The sequence below is a fragment of the Pseudomonas edaphica genome (genome assembly GCF_965277385.1).
Lineage (GTDB): Bacteria > Pseudomonadota > Gammaproteobacteria > Pseudomonadales > Pseudomonadaceae > Aquipseudomonas > Aquipseudomonas edaphica.
The window spans coordinates 802556-819048 of sequence record NZ_OZ255725.1; the positions used below are offsets into that span (position 1 = coordinate 802556).

At 57.0% G+C, this 16493-nt stretch carries 18 protein-coding genes; 10 read left to right on the forward strand and 8 right to left on the reverse strand.

Going from position 1 to position 16493, the window contains the following annotated elements:
* The first annotated feature begins 1 nt into the window (after nt 1).
* Entirely contained in the window at nt 2-1339 is a 1338-nt protein-coding gene (locus tag ACQY47_RS03340) for a c-type cytochrome (RefSeq protein ID WP_428555602.1), read from the forward strand.
* A 146-nt stretch (nt 1340-1485) separates the two neighbouring features.
* Here ACQY47_RS03340 and ACQY47_RS03345 read toward each other — a convergent pair whose 3' ends face one another.
* Nucleotides 1486-1848, reverse strand: coding sequence for a hypothetical protein (locus tag ACQY47_RS03345; protein WP_017137713.1), 363 nt, complete (start codon nt 1846-1848; stop codon nt 1486-1488).
* A gap of 451 nt (nt 1849-2299) precedes the next feature.
* Complete coding sequence (locus ACQY47_RS03350; RefSeq protein WP_428555605.1) at nt 2300-3289, reverse strand: hypothetical protein; 990 nt, start codon at nt 3287-3289, stop codon at nt 2300-2302.
* A 621-nt stretch (nt 3290-3910) separates the two neighbouring features.
* Here ACQY47_RS03350 and ACQY47_RS03355 point away from each other — a divergent pair.
* The 9 genes from ACQY47_RS03355 (at nt 3911) to ACQY47_RS03395 (ending at nt 12282) form a co-directional block, all read left to right on the forward strand.
* Nucleotides 3911-4213, forward strand: a complete 303-nt coding sequence (locus tag ACQY47_RS03355; RefSeq protein WP_428555608.1) for a DUF6124 family protein — start codon at nt 3911-3913, stop codon at nt 4211-4213.
* A 448-nt stretch (nt 4214-4661) separates the two neighbouring features.
* Nucleotides 4662-4964 carry a DUF6124 family protein gene (locus tag ACQY47_RS03360; RefSeq protein WP_428555611.1) on the forward strand — a complete coding sequence of 101 codons (303 nt, stop codon included), beginning with the start codon at nt 4662-4664 and terminating at the stop codon, nt 4962-4964.
* Nucleotides 4965-5260: 296 nt separating this feature from the next.
* On the forward strand, nt 5261-6274 hold the full coding sequence (locus ACQY47_RS03365) for an iron ABC transporter substrate-binding protein (protein ID WP_395600006.1): 1014 nt from the start codon (nt 5261-5263) through the stop codon (nt 6272-6274).
* 3 nt (nt 6275-6277) lie between these two features.
* Nucleotides 6278-7867 carry an ABC transporter permease gene (locus ACQY47_RS03370; RefSeq protein ID WP_428557336.1) on the forward strand — a complete coding sequence of 530 codons (1590 nt, stop codon included), beginning with the start codon at nt 6278-6280 and terminating at the stop codon, nt 7865-7867.
* Nucleotides 7864-8931: an ABC transporter ATP-binding protein gene (locus ACQY47_RS03375; protein WP_428555614.1), complete on the forward strand. Its 1068-nt coding sequence runs from the start codon at nt 7864-7866 to the stop codon at nt 8929-8931. Before ACQY47_RS03370 ends, ACQY47_RS03375 begins: the two co-directional genes overlap by 4 nt.
* A gap of 61 nt (nt 8932-8992) precedes the next feature.
* Nucleotides 8993-9757 carry a COG4705 family protein gene (locus tag ACQY47_RS03380; RefSeq protein WP_017137708.1) on the forward strand — a complete coding sequence of 255 codons (765 nt, stop codon included), beginning with the start codon at nt 8993-8995 and terminating at the stop codon, nt 9755-9757.
* Between the two features lie 23 nt (nt 9758-9780).
* Nucleotides 9781-10203: a hypothetical protein gene (locus tag ACQY47_RS03385; protein ID WP_017137707.1), complete on the forward strand. Its 423-nt coding sequence runs from the start codon at nt 9781-9783 to the stop codon at nt 10201-10203.
* A gap of 82 nt (nt 10204-10285) precedes the next feature.
* Nucleotides 10286-10951, forward strand: coding sequence for a response regulator (locus ACQY47_RS03390; protein WP_017137706.1), 666 nt, complete (start codon nt 10286-10288; stop codon nt 10949-10951).
* Nucleotides 10927-12282: an ATP-binding protein gene (locus ACQY47_RS03395; protein WP_138450643.1), complete on the forward strand. Its 1356-nt coding sequence runs from the start codon at nt 10927-10929 to the stop codon at nt 12280-12282. Before ACQY47_RS03390 ends, ACQY47_RS03395 begins: the two co-directional genes overlap by 25 nt.
* Nucleotides 12283-12566: 284 nt before the next feature.
* Here ACQY47_RS03395 and ACQY47_RS03400 read toward each other — a convergent pair whose 3' ends face one another.
* From ACQY47_RS03400 to ACQY47_RS03425, 6 genes are all read right to left on the reverse strand, one after another.
* Complete coding sequence (locus ACQY47_RS03400) at nt 12567-13088, reverse strand: hypothetical protein (protein WP_428555620.1); 522 nt, start codon at nt 13086-13088, stop codon at nt 12567-12569.
* A 167-nt stretch (nt 13089-13255) separates the two neighbouring features.
* Complete coding sequence (locus ACQY47_RS03405; RefSeq protein ID WP_428555623.1) at nt 13256-13639, reverse strand: hypothetical protein; 384 nt, start codon at nt 13637-13639, stop codon at nt 13256-13258.
* A 495-nt stretch (nt 13640-14134) separates the two neighbouring features.
* Nucleotides 14135-14362, reverse strand: coding sequence for a hypothetical protein (locus tag ACQY47_RS03410; RefSeq protein WP_428555626.1), 228 nt, complete (start codon nt 14360-14362; stop codon nt 14135-14137).
* Between the two features lie 108 nt (nt 14363-14470).
* Nucleotides 14471-14671: a hypothetical protein gene (locus tag ACQY47_RS03415; protein WP_428555629.1), complete on the reverse strand. Its 201-nt coding sequence runs from the start codon at nt 14669-14671 to the stop codon at nt 14471-14473.
* A gap of 222 nt (nt 14672-14893) precedes the next feature.
* Complete coding sequence (locus ACQY47_RS03420; RefSeq protein WP_428555632.1) at nt 14894-15529, reverse strand: SMI1/KNR4 family protein; 636 nt, start codon at nt 15527-15529, stop codon at nt 14894-14896.
* 374 nt (nt 15530-15903) lie between these two features.
* Nucleotides 15904-16212, reverse strand: coding sequence for a DUF3630 family protein (locus ACQY47_RS03425; RefSeq protein ID WP_428555635.1), 309 nt, complete (start codon nt 16210-16212; stop codon nt 15904-15906).
* Between the last annotated feature and the right edge of the window lie 281 nt (nt 16213-16493).

Here is a 16493-nt window from a genome sequence, read left to right on the forward strand (position 1 = left end):
TATGAACAACCAACGATTGGCTAGAACCGCTGGCTGGCTGGTGCTGGCCGGCGCAGTCGCCGCCGGCCTGCTGGCCTGGTACGTCACCCGTCAACCTGCTTCGCCGTTTGAACAGGCCAACGCCACGGCTGACCCGACACTGGTCAGCCGTGGTGAATACGTCGCCCGCGTCAGTGATTGCGTGGCCTGCCACAGCCTGCCGGGCAAAGCGCCGTTTGCCGGCGGCCTGGAGATGGCCACGCCGCTGGGCGCCATTCATGCCACCAACATCACGCCCGACAAAAACGTCGGCATCGGCACCTACAGCCTGGCTGACTTCGACCGCGCCGTGCGCCACGGCGTGGCGCCGGGTGGGCGACGGCTCTACCCGGCCATGCCCTACCCGTCCTACGTAAAACTCAGCGACGACGACATGCGTGCGCTGTATGCGTTTTTTATGCAAGGCGTGCAACCGGCCAGCGAGCCGAACATCCCCAGCAGCATCCCGTGGCCACTGAACATGCGCTGGCCCATCGCACTGTGGAACGGCGTGTTCGCGCCGACTAAAACCTATGCCGCCAAACCCGAGCAGGACGCGTTGTGGAACCGTGGCGCCTATATCGTCCAAGGCCCCGGCCACTGCGGCAGTTGCCACACGCCGCGTGGGCTGGCGTTTAACGAGAAGGCATTGGACGAGTCCGGCGCGCCGTTCCTCGCCGGTGCCTTGCTCGACGGCTGGTACGCACCCAGCCTGCGCCAGGACCACAACACCGGTTTGGGCCGCTGGAGCGAGCCGGAGATTGTGCAATTCCTCAAGACCGGGCGTAACAAACACGCAGTGGTGTATGGCTCGATGACCGAGGCGTTTAACAACTCCACGCAGTTCATGCAAGACGACGACCTGGCCGCCATTGCGCGTTACCTCAAGTCGCTGCCGGGCGACCCGCAGCGTGACGGTTCGCCGTGGCAGTACCAAACGGCAGCACTCGACACGCGCGCTCCGGGTGCCCACACCTATGCCACCCGCTGCGCCTCCTGCCATGGCCTGGACGGCAAAGGCCAGCCGGAGTGGATGCCACCGTTGGCCGGTGCTACCTCAGCCTTGGCCAAGGAAAGTGCCTCGGCGATCAACATCACCCTCAATGGCTCGCAACGCATCGTGACCGCCGGTATGCCGGACGCGTACCGCATGCCGGCATTCCGCGAGCAATTGTCCGACCAGGAAATCGCCCAGGTGTTGAGCTATGTGCGCGGTACATGGGGCAACAACGGCGGCGCGGTGGAGGCTGCGGCGGTGAACAAGCTGCGCGGGCATACGGACCCGGCCAGTAGTAGCCCGATTATCCTGCACATGCGCTAACAGATCGTTCCCACGCTCCCGCGTGGGAATGCAGGCCGTGACGCTCCGCGTCACAGCTGCGCAAAACTTGAATGTTGTGAGCGGGACGCAGAGCGTCCCAGGCTGCATTCCCACGCAGAGCGCGGGAACGATCTGATGGCCGCAGGCTACCAGCCATACAAGAGGGTCCAGAGGATACAGCCAGCAAACCATACCATCCCAAAATGATACGGCCACACCGCCCAACGCTTGAGGGACAGGGGGACGGCCGCCACCTCTGCCTCGGTCACCTCGCCTCTTTTGATGTGAAATTTAGGCATGCCCAACAGGTCACTGATCACGAGCATGCGATGAAACCTGTCGATGTGCTTGTTTCTGCCCCAAAACCGTTTGTTGGCGCAGACCACCTCGTTTTCGCTGAAGTAGCTTTCCAGGGCTTCGAGCTTTGTGCACTCGGCGTAGAAAGTGAGTCCGCCAAAAACGAACGTCGCTATGGATAGAATGATTGCAAGGATGAGTTGAAAATCCATGCTTATGCGCCCTCTGGTTGAAAGATCAAATAGATCGTTCCCAGACTCTCGCGCTGGAATGCAGCCCGAGATGCGAAGCGTCCCAGACTACCAACCATACAAGAGGGTCCAGAGGATACCGCCAGCAATCCAGACCATCCCAAAATTAAACGGCCACAGCGCCCAACGCTTGAGGGACAAGGGGACAGACGCCAGTTCAACCTCGGTCACATTTCCTCTTCTGACGTGCATTTTAGGCATCCCCAAGAGCTCAGTAATCAGGAGCATGCGATGAAACCTGTCAATGTGCTTATTTCTACCCCAAAACCGTTTGTTATCGCAGACCAGCTTGTTCTCGCTGAAGTAGCTTTCCAGCGCTTCGAGCTTTGTGCATTCAGCATAAAAAGTGAGCCCCGAGCCAACCAGTGCCCCAGCACATAAAAAGATTGCAGGATGAGCTGAAAATCCATGCTTAAGCGCCCTCCGGTTGAAAGATCAAATCACCGTCGATCTCTTCGATATGCCCGCCCAGCATCGCACCGCCAGCGCCGAATACTTTGCCTCCCGCTGCCCCTCCCGTAGCGCCGCCAATCACTGCGCAGGCCAGCGCACCGTTTCCTTTAGCCGCGATGCCCAAAAAAACCTCGCAACCACGACGGGCTAGTTGCGCACCCAGCTTTCCTGCCCAATGAGCCCCCGCCACGCCGCCCCCCAGCTTCCCCGTCTCCACATACTTCGCCCGCCGACACTGCGCCTCGCGCCCCTCCACACACGCCTCCTTGATCTCCAACCCTGCCACGCCCACGTCCAGTGCCAACCCCACATAGGTGCCCTTCCCCAACCACTTCGAGGCCTGAGCAATGCCCCGCATCCGCTGCGCATACCCGGCAATCTCACCCTTGTGCAGATAGCTTTTGGTTGAAACCCCCAATATCTTTTTCAGCGCCTGATTACCTCGCAACCCCGTGCCAAATCGCGCCGCGCCTTGCAACTGGGTATCCAGCAGCCCAAACAGCGCCTGGCGCTGGCGCAAAAAAGCCTCACGCTCCAAGCCTGCGGTTTTCAGGCGCTGGTGCAGCCGCTCAATCTCTTCCAGCGTCTGCGCCACTTCGTCCAGATGCCGCGCCCACGCCGATGTTGAGCTGCCCACTCCCAACGAGCCGTACCCGAGAAGACTTTGCAGCAGGTCATAGTTGTTGACCACTTGGGTGGCGGCGCGCGCGTCCAGCTCCCGACTGATTGCCTCGGCATGGCGCACAAGCCAGGCCTCTTCCAGCGAGCAGGTCACGCTGCAGGGATCGGGAATAATCACCAACTGCCCTGGCCTCACCAGCCCATGACGCAGGTGCCGGTTCAGCACATCATAATGATCGGCACGCTGCCGTCCCGGGGCATGACCCATCAACTGGTTTTTCAAGCTGATGTAGTCCGTGAGGCGGTCGTTGATATAGCCCTGCGCCATGCTTCGTATCCCTGAATGCAATGAAGATGGCGTTGGAATATAAGCAGGCGAACAGGGCTCGGACACAAGGTCGGGAAGGCTGAGTGATATTTGGGAAGTTGCCTACATCACTAGGAATTAACGCCTACAAAAATGGCCGGACTTGATAGATCGTTCCCACGCTCCCGCGTGGGAATGCAGGCCGTGACGCTCCGCGTCGCACCTGCGCAGAACTTGAATGTTGTGCTGGGGAGGCGGGACGCGGAGCGTCCCAGGCTGCGTTACCACGCAGAGCGTGGGAACGATCTGTGGCGGGGGTTAGTGGCATTTGGTCATGGTTTTTAAAGGGCCAGCAGGGCGCGTCCCTTTAAATTGCAGGACGTTTCCTAGACAATCCTTGCCGCCTTGTGCCTGCTCGAATCGATGGCTAGTCTGCGGCCCGTCACTGCTTATCAGTGATCGGGTTTAGTCGCCCGGATTTAGGAGTAGGCGCATCGTCCCATCAAAGCTTTATGGTGGCTGTGCGCAGGGCGCCTTCGGGCGCGCCGGATGCTCCTGACCGGTCGACTAACCTGCGTACAGCTGCCACCCTACGTTTAGTCGCGAAGTGTGTCGGCTCCTTGATCATCCAGGAGCAACACCATGAAAAAAGTCGTCCCCGACCCACCCCGCTACGCCGCCAAAGACCGCGCGGCCTTCAACCGCGCCATCGACCATTACCTGCCCCCCAACGGTGTTCAAATCGAAGATTTGAGCTTCGAAGACGCCCTGCTCTACACCGCCAGCTTGCTCGACAGTGCTTCCGCTACCGCGCTCAATTGCGGTGAATTGCTGGCCAGCCCCCAGCGGGCGAAGATTCTGGCGGTGTGGCATTTGCTGGAGATGGCCAAGACCACGGTGGACCGCTCCATCGAGTGCCTGAAACCCACAAAAGCTCCAGCCTGAATCAACACGGTCAAACTGTGGGAGCTGGCTTGTCGAATCGTCGCACCGCTGCGATGCAGACACCTCGAAGCATCAGGCATACCGGGGTGATGCCATCGCAGGCAAGCCAGCTCCCACATGAGTGGCATTTGGTCATGGTTTTTAAAGGGCCAGCAGGGCGCGTCTCTTTAAATTGCAGGACGTTTCCTAGACAATCCTTGCCGCCTTGTGCCTGTTGGAATCGATGGCTAGTCTGCGATCCGTCACTGCTTATCAGTGATCGGGTTTAGTCGCTCGGTATTCCAAAAGGTGCATGGCCCTCCATGAGGTTTTATGGTGGCTGTGCGCAGGGCGCCCTCGGGTGCGCCGGTTTTTACCTTTTGGTCCGGTCGACTAACCTGCGTACAGCCGCCACCCTACGTTTAGTCGCGAACGGTTCGGCTCCCTGAATCCAAAAGGTAGCTAAACAATGAAAAAAGTCGTCCCCGACCCACCCCGCAACGCCGCCAAAGACCGCGCCGCCTTCAACCGCGCCATCGACCATTACCTACCCTCCAACGGTGTTCAAATCGAAGATTTGAGCTTCGAAGACGCCCTGCTCTACACCGCCAGCTTGCTCGACAGTGCTTCAGCTACCGCACTCAATTGCGGTGATCTGCTGGCCAGCCCACAGCGCGCGAAGATTCTGGCGGTGTGGCATTTGCTGGAGATGGCCAAGACCACCGTGGACCGATCCATCGAGTGCCTTAAACCCACAGCCCCGCCTGCCTGAACACAATAAAAACTGTGGGAGCGGCGGTGCGACGATTCGACTTGCTCGCGAATGCGGTGGGTCAGACCCAGAGATGCTGACTGAACCACTGCATCCGCGAGCAAGCCAGCTCCCACATTTGACCTACGTCATTTAATAGGCCTCATCACATTTGTTAACCGTTTATTTGACGTTTTTTTCTCATCTGCGCCTCTACATTCGCCGCGCCTCAATATGCAAATGATTCCTATTGGTCTAGTCTCAATCGACCCCTCACGGGCTTCCCGTGCCTACATAAAAACCGGAGCATTCAACGTATGGCTTCCCGTCTACCGTCTTTCCTCACTAAAGCCCTGCTCGCCACTGCATTGGTTGGCGCCGGGCAAGTGTATGCCGCCGAAACCGCCGGCATCGTGGTGTACAACGCTCAGCACGAAAGCCTGACCAAGGCCTGGGTTGAGGGCTTCACCGAGGAAACCGGGATTCCGGTAACCATCCGCAATGGCGACGACACCGAGATGGGCAACCAGCTTGTGCAGGAAGGTGCGGCCTCACCGGCCGACGTGTTCCTCACCGAAAACTCCCCGGCCATGGTGCTGGTGGACAACGCCGGGCTGTTCGCGCCAGTAGCGCCGAGCACGTTGGAACAAGTGGACACCGCCTACCGCCCCGCCCACGGCAAGTGGCTGGGCATCGCCGCACGTTCGACGGTGTTCGTGTACAACCCGAGCAAACTCAAAGAAGCCGAGCTGCCAAAGTCCCTGCTGGACCTGGCCTCGCCAAGCTGGAAAGGCCGCTGGGCTGCCTCACCGGCCGGTGCCGACTTCCAGGCCATCGTCGCCGCCGTGCTGGAACTCAAAGGCGAAGCCGCCACCCTCGACTGGCTCAAGGCGATGAAGGCCAACGCGAGCATCTACCGTGGCAACAGCGCGGTGCTTAAAGCCGTCAACGCCGGCCAGGTCGACAGCGGCGTGATTTATCACTACTACAGCTTTGTCGACCAATCCAAGACCGGCGAAAACAGCAAAAACACCCAATTGCACTACTTCAAACACCAGGATCCAGGCGCCTTTGTGAGCATCTCCGGCGCCGGTGTATTGGCCTCCAGCAAGCATAAAGAAGAAGCCCAGGCCTTCTTGAAGTGGATCACCGGCAAAGACGGACAGGCGATCCTCAAGGACGGCAACTCGTTCGAATATGCCGTGGGCCAGGGCGCACAGTCCAACCCCAAGCTGACACCGCTGGCCCAGCTGGACGCGCCGAAAGTGGACGCCTCCAAGCTCAACAGCAAAAAGGCCGTCGAACTGATGACCCAAGCCGGACTGCTCTGATTGCTGCCTGAACCTTTAGCTCCCGCCTTAACGCAGGCGCAACCGCGTAAACGCGCCCACGGTTTGTTTAAAAGCCGTGGGGGCACGTGGGTCACCAGTTTGTCAGTAGTGGTGTCGCTGCTGGCGCTGCTGCCCATTGCGTTTGTGATCGGCGTGTCCTGGCAAATCGGCTGGGCGCAGATTGAAGCGTTGGTGTGGCGTCCGCGTGTGGGTGAACTGCTGGTCAACACCGTGTTGCTGGTGGTGTTCACCCTGCCCTTGTGCGTGGTGCTGGGCATTGCGCTGGCGTGGCTGACCGAGCGCACCAACCTGCCAGGGCGCCGTGTGTGGTCGCTGCTGGCGGTTGCGCCGCTGGCGGTGCCGGCGTTTGTGCACAGTTACGCCTGGGTCAGCCTGGTGCCGTCGATGCATGGTTTGCCGGCCGGCGTGCTGGTCTCGGTGATTGCCTATTTCCCGTTTTTGTACTTGCCGGTGGCGGCGACCTTGCGCCGGCTCGACCCTGCCATTGAAGACGTGGCCGAGTCCCTGGGCCTCAAGCCCTGGGCGGTTTTTTTTCGCGTGGTGCTGCCGCAGTTGCGCCTGACGATCTGCGGCGGCGCACTGCTGGTAGGCCTGCATTTACTCGCCGAATACGGCTTGTACGCGATGATTCGTTTCGATACGTTCACCACCGCGATTTTCGATCAGTTCAAATCCACCTTTAACGGCCCTGCCGCCAATATGCTTGCGGCGGTGCTGGCGCTGTGTTGTTTGGCGATGCTCACGGCGGAATCCGCCGCACGCGGGCATGCGCGTTATGCGCGGGTCGGCTCCGGCAGCGCCCGCGAGCAACGTATTGTGAGCCTGCGCACGCGCACCACGCTGCTTGCCCTTGGCTTGCAAGGGCTGACCTGTGCGCTGGCCCTGGGTGTGCCGCTGATCACCCTGGGCAAGTGGCTGATCGCCGGTGGCCGTGAGGTCTGGCAGTTCAACGAACTGCTGCCCGCGCTGGAGCAGACCGTGCTACTGGGCGTGGCCGGTGCCGTGCTGACCACCTGTGCGGCGGTGCCGATTGCGTGGCTGTCGATTCGGGCGCCAGGGCGTTTACAGCGCATCCTGGAAAGCTGCAACTACATCACCAGTTCGTTGCCCGGCATTGTGGTGGCGCTGGCCTTGGTCACAGTGACCATTCATTTCGCCCGGCCGATCTACCAGACCACCATCACCGTGCTGCTCGCCTATTTGCTGATGTTCCTGCCACGGGCGCTGGTGAGCCTGCGCGCGGGTATCGCCCAGGCGCCGGTAGAACTGGAAAACATGGCGCGCAGCCTCGGCCGTTCGCCGGGCCGCGCCCTGTGGCTGATTACGTTGCGGCTGGCCGCGCCTGCTGCGGCTGCGGGTGCGGCGCTGGTGTTCCTGGCGATCACCAACGAGTTGACCGCCACCTTGCTGCTGGCGCCAAACGGCACGCGCACCCTGGCCACCGGTTTCTGGGCACTGACCAGCGAAATCGACTACGCCGCTGCCGCGCCTTACGCGCTGATCATGATCCTGTTGTCACTGCCGTTAACCGGCCTTCTCTACCATCAATCCAAACGCACGGCAGGCCGATGAACGCCCTCGAACTCCACGCCCTCTGCAAGACCTTCGGCACCCAGCGTGCCCTGGCGGACGTCTCCCTGGCGGTGCCCAAGGGCAGCCGCACGGTGATCGTCGGGCCTTCGGGCTCGGGCAAGACCACCCTGCTGCGCATGATCGCCGGCTTTGAATTCCCCGACACCGGCAGCCTCACGCTCAACGGTCAGGTATTGGTCGACGCCACCCACGCGGTGCCGGCCCACCAGCGCCAGATCGGCTATGTGCCGCAGGATGGCGCGCTGTTCCCGCACATGACGGTGGCCGACAATATCGGCTTTGGCCTTGCCACCCAAGGTGAAGCCCGGCACACACGCATCGCCGAACTGATGGACAGCGTGGCCCTCGACGCCAACATGGCCCGGCGCTGGCCCCATGAACTGTCTGGCGGCCAGCAGCAACGCGTGGCACTCGCCCGGGCCTTGGCCCAGCAACCCCGGTTGATGTTGCTGGATGAACCGTTTTCCGCGCTGGACACCGGCCTGCGCTCGGCCATGCGCAAAATGGTCGCGCGCCTGCTGAGCGACGCGGGCATCACCACGATCCTGGTCACCCATGATCAAAGTGAAGCGCTGTCGTTTGCCGACCAATTGGCAGTGATGCGCCAGGGGCGCCTGGTGCAGGCGGGCCACCCGATGGACCTGTACCAATACCCGGTCGATGAGCAAACCGCGTTGTTCCTCGGCGAAGCGGTGGTGATGCCCGCCCGTATTGAAGCTGGCTGGGCGCATTGCGGGCTGGGCCGTGTGCCGGTGGACAGTACGGCGGACCACGCAGCAACGCGGATCATGCTGCGCCCGGAGCAATTGCAGCTGAGTACCACCGACCTGTCGGGCTGTCGTGGTGTCGTGACCGAGCGCGAATTCGGCGGCAATACCTGCACGTTGACCGTGGTGTTGCAGCCTGCCGAGGATGAACCGGGCCAGGCGATTCTGGTGCGCAGTTCCGGCCTGCAAGCCCCGCCCACCGGCAGTGTGGTGCACCTCACGACACTCGGCACGGCGCATGTATTGAAAAAAACCCAGGCCCTCAGTCTCAGCTAAGTGTCGGGGCTTACCTTCTCCCCTGCGCCAACCACTGCGCAGTCAAGGAGAGGTAACCCCGATGAATGCCACAGCAGCCCGTTGGCTGAACAAAGTACCCGAGGTGACGCTGTCATTCTGGGTGATCAAGATACTGTCCACCACCGTGGGCGAAACCGGCGCGGATTACCTCGCCGTGGATGCAGGCTTCGGCGCCGGCTGGACCAGCTTCGGCATGGCCGCTTTGCTGGGGCTCGCGTTGTTCTGCCAACTGCGCACCAAGGCCTACACGCCGTGGATCTACTGGCTGACGGTGGTGCTGGTGAGCATCGTCGGCACGCAGATCACCGATATCCTCACCGATAAGCTCGACGTCAGCCTGTACACCAGTACGGCGATTTTTTCGGTGCTGCTCGCGCTTAACTTCATCGTCTGGTATCGCACCGAGCGCAGCCTGTCGATCCGCGACATCGTGACCCCACGGCGCGAGTGGTTCTACTGGACCACCGTGCTGTGCACCTTCGCTTTAGGCACCGCCGCCGGTGACCTGGCCACCGAAGCCCTGGGCCTGGGCTTTACCCTCGGCGCGGTGATTTTCGCCGGTTTAATCGGCGTGACACTGCTGGCCTGGCGCCTGGGCGTCAACAGCGTGCTGACCTTCTGGATCGCCTACATCCTCACCCGCCCGTTCGGCGCCTCCCTCGGCGACCTGCTCACCCAAGCCAAGACGTACGGCGGCCTGGGCATGGGCGCCAGTTGGACCAGCGCGTTGTTCTTGTGCGTGATCGTGTTGCTGGTGGCCGTGGCGCAAATCAGCATCGGCAGCCGTAAAACCCTCATTCAATAAATTCTCACTCCAAGGAAACTGCCATGAGCAAAGTTCGCAATGTGATCCGCCACGCCGCCATTGTTTCAGCGATTTTCATGCTGGGCATCGCCACCGGTTGTTCCAAGCCGGCTGACAAACCTGCCAGCGCGGCCAACCCCACCAGCAGTCAGCGCCATATGTCGCAACTGGGTGATCTGTCGGCGTTTCGTAACATCGCGGTAGACGTTTCCGGTCTTGTTGCCAAGAACGACCTGGCAGGTGCCAAAGCCCGCATCAAAGACCTGGAAACCAGCTGGGACAGCGCTGAAGCCGGGATCAAGCCACGTGCCGCCAACGACTGGCACGTGCTCGACAAAGCCATCGACCGCGCCCTCTCGGCCCTGCGTGACGGCAACCCGAACCAGGCAGAGTGCAAAGCCTCGATGGACGACCTGCTCAAGACCTTCGACCTGATGAAAGGCTGATATCGGACAAATGCCTGCCCAGGTGCTTCAATACACACGCGGCGATCACCCCGCCGCGCGTGCTTTTTGTGCGGAGAGACTTATGCGAATACTGCTGGTCGAGGACGACCCGATGATTGGCGATGCGATCCAGCGTGCGCTCAGCGACGCGAGCTATGCCGCTGACTGGGTCAAGAATGGCCTCACCGCCCTCGCCGCCCTCGACACCCATCCCTACGACCTTGTGCTGCTCGACCTTGGCCTGCCCGGCAAGGATGGCCTCGACGTGCTGGACACGATTCGCGCACGCAACAACCCCGTGCCCTTGCTGATCATCACCGCCCGCGACAGCCTCGACGACCGCCTGCGGGGCCTTGACGGCGGCGCCGATGATTACTTGCTCAAGCCCTTCGATATCCCGGAACTGCTCGCACGCATGCGTGCGGTATTACGCCGCAAAGGCGGCAGCGCTCAATCGTTGCTGGGCAATGGCGTGGTGACGCTGAACCTGCTCACCAAGCAAGCCAGTACGCAAGAACAGCATGAGGTCGCCCTTTCCAGTCGCGAATTTGCGCTGCTGCAAGCGCTGTTGATTCGTCCCGGCGCCATCCTTTCGCGCAGCGAGTTGGAAGACCGCTTGTATGGCTGGGGCAATGAGGTGGAAAGCAACGCCATCGAATTCCTGATTCACGCCTTGCGGCGCAAATTGGGCACTCACGTGATCAAGAACGTCAGGGGCATGGGATGGATGGTTTCAAAAAACGTCTGAGCGAGTCAGTGCAACTGCGCCTGTCGGTGGCGTTATCCCTCGCTATTTTGCTGGTGGCCTTGGTGGCCAGCGTGTTCGCCTTTGTCTCGGCGTTTGAAGAAACCCACGAACAGCAGGACGCCACCTTGCGCCAGGTGGCGATGCTGTATGACCGCCAGCACATGACCCTGCAATACCCACAAGGCCCGGCGCTTAAAGGCGATGACGAAGAAACCCGGGTGATCATCCAGCACCTGAGTGACAGCCCAAGGGCCACGGGCACCACGGATGAAGCCTTGCCTTTGCCGTTTCCGGCCAGCCTCGCCGATGGCCTGTCCACCGTCGCCATGGTCGGCGAAAATTTTCGCGTGCTGGTGCACACCACCGCCCGTGGTGAACGCATCGCCGTGGCCCAGGAATCCGATGCCCGCGACAAGGACGCCCGCGAAAGCGCCTGGCGCAGTTTGTTGCCGTTCCTGATTCTGTTTCCGGTGTTGTTACTGGTGGTCGGCGACTTGGTGCGCAAGTTGTTTCGCCCCATTGGCGTGCTTGCCGCAGAGATCGACCAACGGGCCGAGCAGGAACTGCACCCGATTGAAGAGCAGCACCTGCCCAGCGAAGTACGCCCGTTTGTGGTCGCGATCAATCGCCTGCTGGCACGCGTCGGGCAGTCCATGGACAGCCAACGGCGCTTTGTCGCCGATGCCGCCCATGAACTGCGTTCACCGATGACCGCCCTGGCGCTGCAAGCCGACCGGCTGGCCGCCACCGAGCTATCGCCCGTCAGCCGCGAGCGGTTTGAGCCGCTGTCACGCGGCATTCAACGCGGGCGCAAACTGATTGATCAATTGCTGAGCCTGGCGGCGGCGCAGTCGGCGTCTGAGCGGGCGCAAACCACACTGTCGGTGCATACCGTGTACCGCCAGATACTGGAAGATTTGCTGCCGTTGGCCGAGAGCAAACAGATCGATATCGGCGTTGAAAGCACCCAGGATGTGCAGGTGACGTTCAACGAATTGGACCTGTTTACGCTGGTGAAAAACCTGGTGGATAACGCCATTCGCTATACCACGCCGGGTGGGCGTATCGACCTGTCGGTTGCGCTGGAGGCTGACGCCGTGAAACTGCAAATCAAGGATTCGGGCCCTGGTATTCCTATAGAAGAACGGGCACGAGTGTTTGATCCGTTTTACCGCAGCCTGGGCACCGACGAGGCCGGCTCCGGGTTGGGGTTGTCGATCGTCAAGGCGATCGCCGATCGCACAGGAGCGCGGGTGCAGTTGGGGTTTACGGATGTGGGGGAGCAAAAGGGGTTATGTGTGACGGTGTGGTTGCACGTTGATCGGATTTGAGCACGCCCGGTCGGGGTGTGAAATTGAGCTGCGAGTGGCCGCGGGAGTGACAGATTTTTGTATGCGGGCCGGTAGCGGCCTGCCGTCAGGGTCTGACCCTGAGGGATCCAAGACGCTCCGGACGCCCTATCCAGCGCCAGGACGGTGACGCGTTATTACTCATCGTTGTCCCCTTTTTCTTATAAGCTGGCAGTCGCAATGCCGAAACCGAGAACGCAAAAATCGATAGGATAAAGATCCAAGAAGGATCAGCTAATTATTAGAATAAACGCCGCTTATACCGTCTATTTGACGAACATTAGGCAGGCAAGACCTGCGGGCTTGATCCGCAGCTGTTGAATGGGTTCCACACCCTCAATATCTCCGACTTTTTTTATTACACCAATCCCGCAGTAACTCTGATCGTAGTTAAAAATGGGAAGGAAGCCTGTCTTAGGCTCACTCCAAGAACCTGTCTTCAAGGTGTATGTAGCACCGTCCTGCGGTGTGAACGAAAAGTGCACTAGACACTGTTTGCCTCCGATTACTCTTTCGTAGGTCAATACCAGTTTTTTACCCACGGCAATCCGCGATTCGATAAAGTCACCGGAATAGGGCAGCGGTGTGAACCCCGCGTAGCAACCTTTTTCATTGAAGGTTATGGCATCCAGGGTGGTTCCATGTTCATTTTCAAGGCGAATCGTTGCCGAGGGCGCACCCGAAGGTGGGAAGTCGTATTGCTTGCCCTGTAATATCGAATTACAACCGCTGAGCGCCACGGTTCCTGCCAACAGAGTACAGCAGACAAATATTTTATTTCCGTACATAATTTCTTCCTAATACCATCGGGCCCATCCGGTAAAAACCAGGGGCCGCAAATTGTTGAAAATCAGTAGAAAAAAGGGGACAAGCAACAAGTAGACGAATTTATTTAATTCTCCGAGCTTTTTGTTACTTAAATAAATCTGTCCCCTTTCCCCGTTTAACTCTCGCTTCACAAGTGTCGCTTGCAACTGACAACTGAAAACTCCCGAGAAAGCACTTCAAACCCTGTGCCCCCATAGTCTTTCAGCCTATATTTAACTCCTTCAAGCTGATCAACTGAGACGTCATCCACTTTAACTTCGCTCAAGTAAAAACTCCCACACACATCAGGAACTGCTAAACGACGAACCCCTGTAAACCCTAAAACAACTTCAAACGCCGACTGCTCAGACTCATAAAGCATCTCTAGGGTAACCCTGTAAGTATCAACTGCGTGCCCCATATTTTCTCGCTGTAAGCTGAGCCCCAGCACAAGATTTAGATTATAGAAATCAAAATCTGGAATAATGGAAAGCTTCTCAATGCCCTCAAATCTGATTTCAAGTGGCCGCATATTCCCTCCTAGTAATCTGGATGCACGTCAGGCTTGGCACCTTTGACATTTTGATTTCGCTCCACATCTCGCACATGATGGTGGGGATTAGGACGCACGTCAGGTTGCCCATGATCGGTCACGTGAACAAAAAAGGGGACAGATTTATTTAATTCTCCGAACTCTTTGTTACCTAAATAAATCTGTCCCCTTTTCCTCCACTGCAACCCCGAGCTTATTTGCCCAGAAGTATATGTAGCCGGCTTACCACCTGCCATAGGAGGCAAATACTTACTGATAGCTTTATGCATTGCATCAGGATTCACCTTTCCCGTATGAGAGTACTGGGTAGAGTCGCTGGGTGATCCAGCATGTCATTTTTCGTATACCCCAGCATCCTCCCCAAATATTGAGGCAAGGTGTGATGCGCCTGAAATCCTTTGTTTAATCCCTGAAGCTCTCGATAAGTAGGACTAATTACGTCAGGTACAATCTGGCCTGTCGCTTTTGCACCATCTAAACTTTCAGAACCCTAACATACAGCTCATCAGTACCTACAAAACAGATAGCGCCTTGCTTTTCTAGATCAATCAACCGCTGCAATACATAACTACCACCTGCGATCTCTTTGCTTGGAAATAACAAGAAAAATTTGTCTTTCGGCCATACAGTCATTCCTTCATCAAAGAATCGCTCTAGCCCTCTGAATGCCACCTCCCAATCATGTCTATTTTCCACGATCATAAAGCACCTTCCCGGTATTTATATCTATCACCTTATTCACGGAAAAAAGGGGACAGATTTATTTAATTCTCCAAGCTCTTTATCACTTAAATAAATCTGTCCCCTTTTCTACAAGATAGCCACAACGCCCTCGGCAACAACATCATCAGGAAAAACATGACGAAACACAAAATAGCAATTTGAACAATCAAAATTCCCAGTCAAATATTCTTGTTCAACTGTATACCCGGCCCCCACATTGGATAAAACCGAAGAAATCGCATCAAATGAAATGCCCTCCTCGATCTCTAGACTCATGGTAATGGTCATTTTGATACCTCTATTAATCTGAATTCGTTGTTTTTCATCAGATAAAGTTTTTTCAAGCCTTCAAGTAGAAAAAGGGAACGGATTTATTTAATTCTTCGAGATCTTTGTTACTTAAATAAATCTGCCCCCTTTTCGTTGAGGCAACAGAAAGAGAACACCTGACAACCGAAAAGCAACAGACAGTTGACCGCCGGCAAAACAACAACGGTGCGTTATAAATATTCAATTTTCAATATTGAGTTTAATCTGAGCACCGTGTGGCAGGTCTTTAATTTGACTGGCAATATCAGCCCTAAATCTCATCCCCTCCACAGCATCAGCCAGATACAAATTGTCCAGCACAAACTCACCACCCAGCACGAATGGTACCTTCGGCAACAAACGCTTTCCTGTAGGAAGCTGGCCGTTCTTCTTTTGCCATTGATGCGCTAACGGGTAGCCCGTAAGCGCTTCATAATCACTAAGAATCATTTTTACCCAGCTTTCAATATCATCAGCCAAGTACTCTAATGCTCCGGTTTCCGGTTCAAAAATACAAACCTTGTTATCTTTAATACAGAACTGCCCACCAAAAACATCTTCAGCAAAAAATAAGCAACCATCGGCCAGACCTTTATAAGCGCTGCGCCACAGCACATTCTCATTCCAATCACAAAGACCAATTTCTTGCCGACTAGAGTGCGTTGGAAATACATGCAAAGCACTTTCTAGAGCATAAAAACCATTGCGCTGACACAGCATCCCCAAGAGTTGATCAGCTAAAGCACCTGCCAATCTATGTGACTGCCCTGAAATTTCCGGCTTACGCTCACTCAAAGATGAACCTGCGTTCCATAATAATTTATCCAAACTGGACATACTCTAATCCACCACGTCTATTCGAATCTTCGTTCCGTTTGGCAACTCTCTACATTGTGCACCAATACAAGCACCGGCCCCGCGATTATCGCTAGGATTGATATGTCTTACAGAAGAACCTTGACCACCCTCTTGGAACATTGCAGGAGGACACTCATCACGATCAAGGCCTGGCTTGGTTTCAGTACCGCGCAAAGAGTCACGCCTACGTGATGCTGCATTCCCGCGATCGATGGTCAGAGTGCCAGGCTTACCCGCGTCAATAGCATCTTCGATGTGTTGCGCTGACTCAGGAAAGCGGCTTTTGCTGACGGTTACAATCTTTTCAGCGTCACTCCCAACGGCCCCAGTAGCTTTTGCACCAAAGCACTAATCTAAGTTATCAAAACCTCTCTTAGCCCCTCGATAAATCGATCACCACCTTCACTTTGCGACTCCAAACTAATCATAACGGGAAAATCTTCGTAAACCAATCGTAGGGACTGACCCTTTATAATCACGCCCCAAACCCTAGTATCAACAGAATCATTTCTACTAGTAATACTACCAGAAAACAACTTAACAAATTCTTCAGCATAATTGGGGAAGCCTTCCCAGCCCACATCAGAAAGCAGCTCCACATACAACCTTCCAGACTTCATGCGACCAAGAGCAAAAACTTTATTATCAATAAAACTCTTCATTGGAAAAGGTCCCACCACCGGCCCGCGTAGAACTTTCAAGCAAAAAGGGGACAGATTTATTTCTCCATACCCGACCTCGGTCTACCCTACCCTCGACGTTCGATACGAACCCCTAAAATCTTTTCTACTGACTTTAGAGTCCTCAGGCACAAAAAATAAAACCAGATTATTAAAGAGCGAAATTACGCAAACCTCAAATCCCCCCAAAGCACAGCCCAGAAGTGATGTGATCTGATTCCGCTCTGCCGGCTAAGAGCCGCTGAAAATAAATCTGTCCCCTT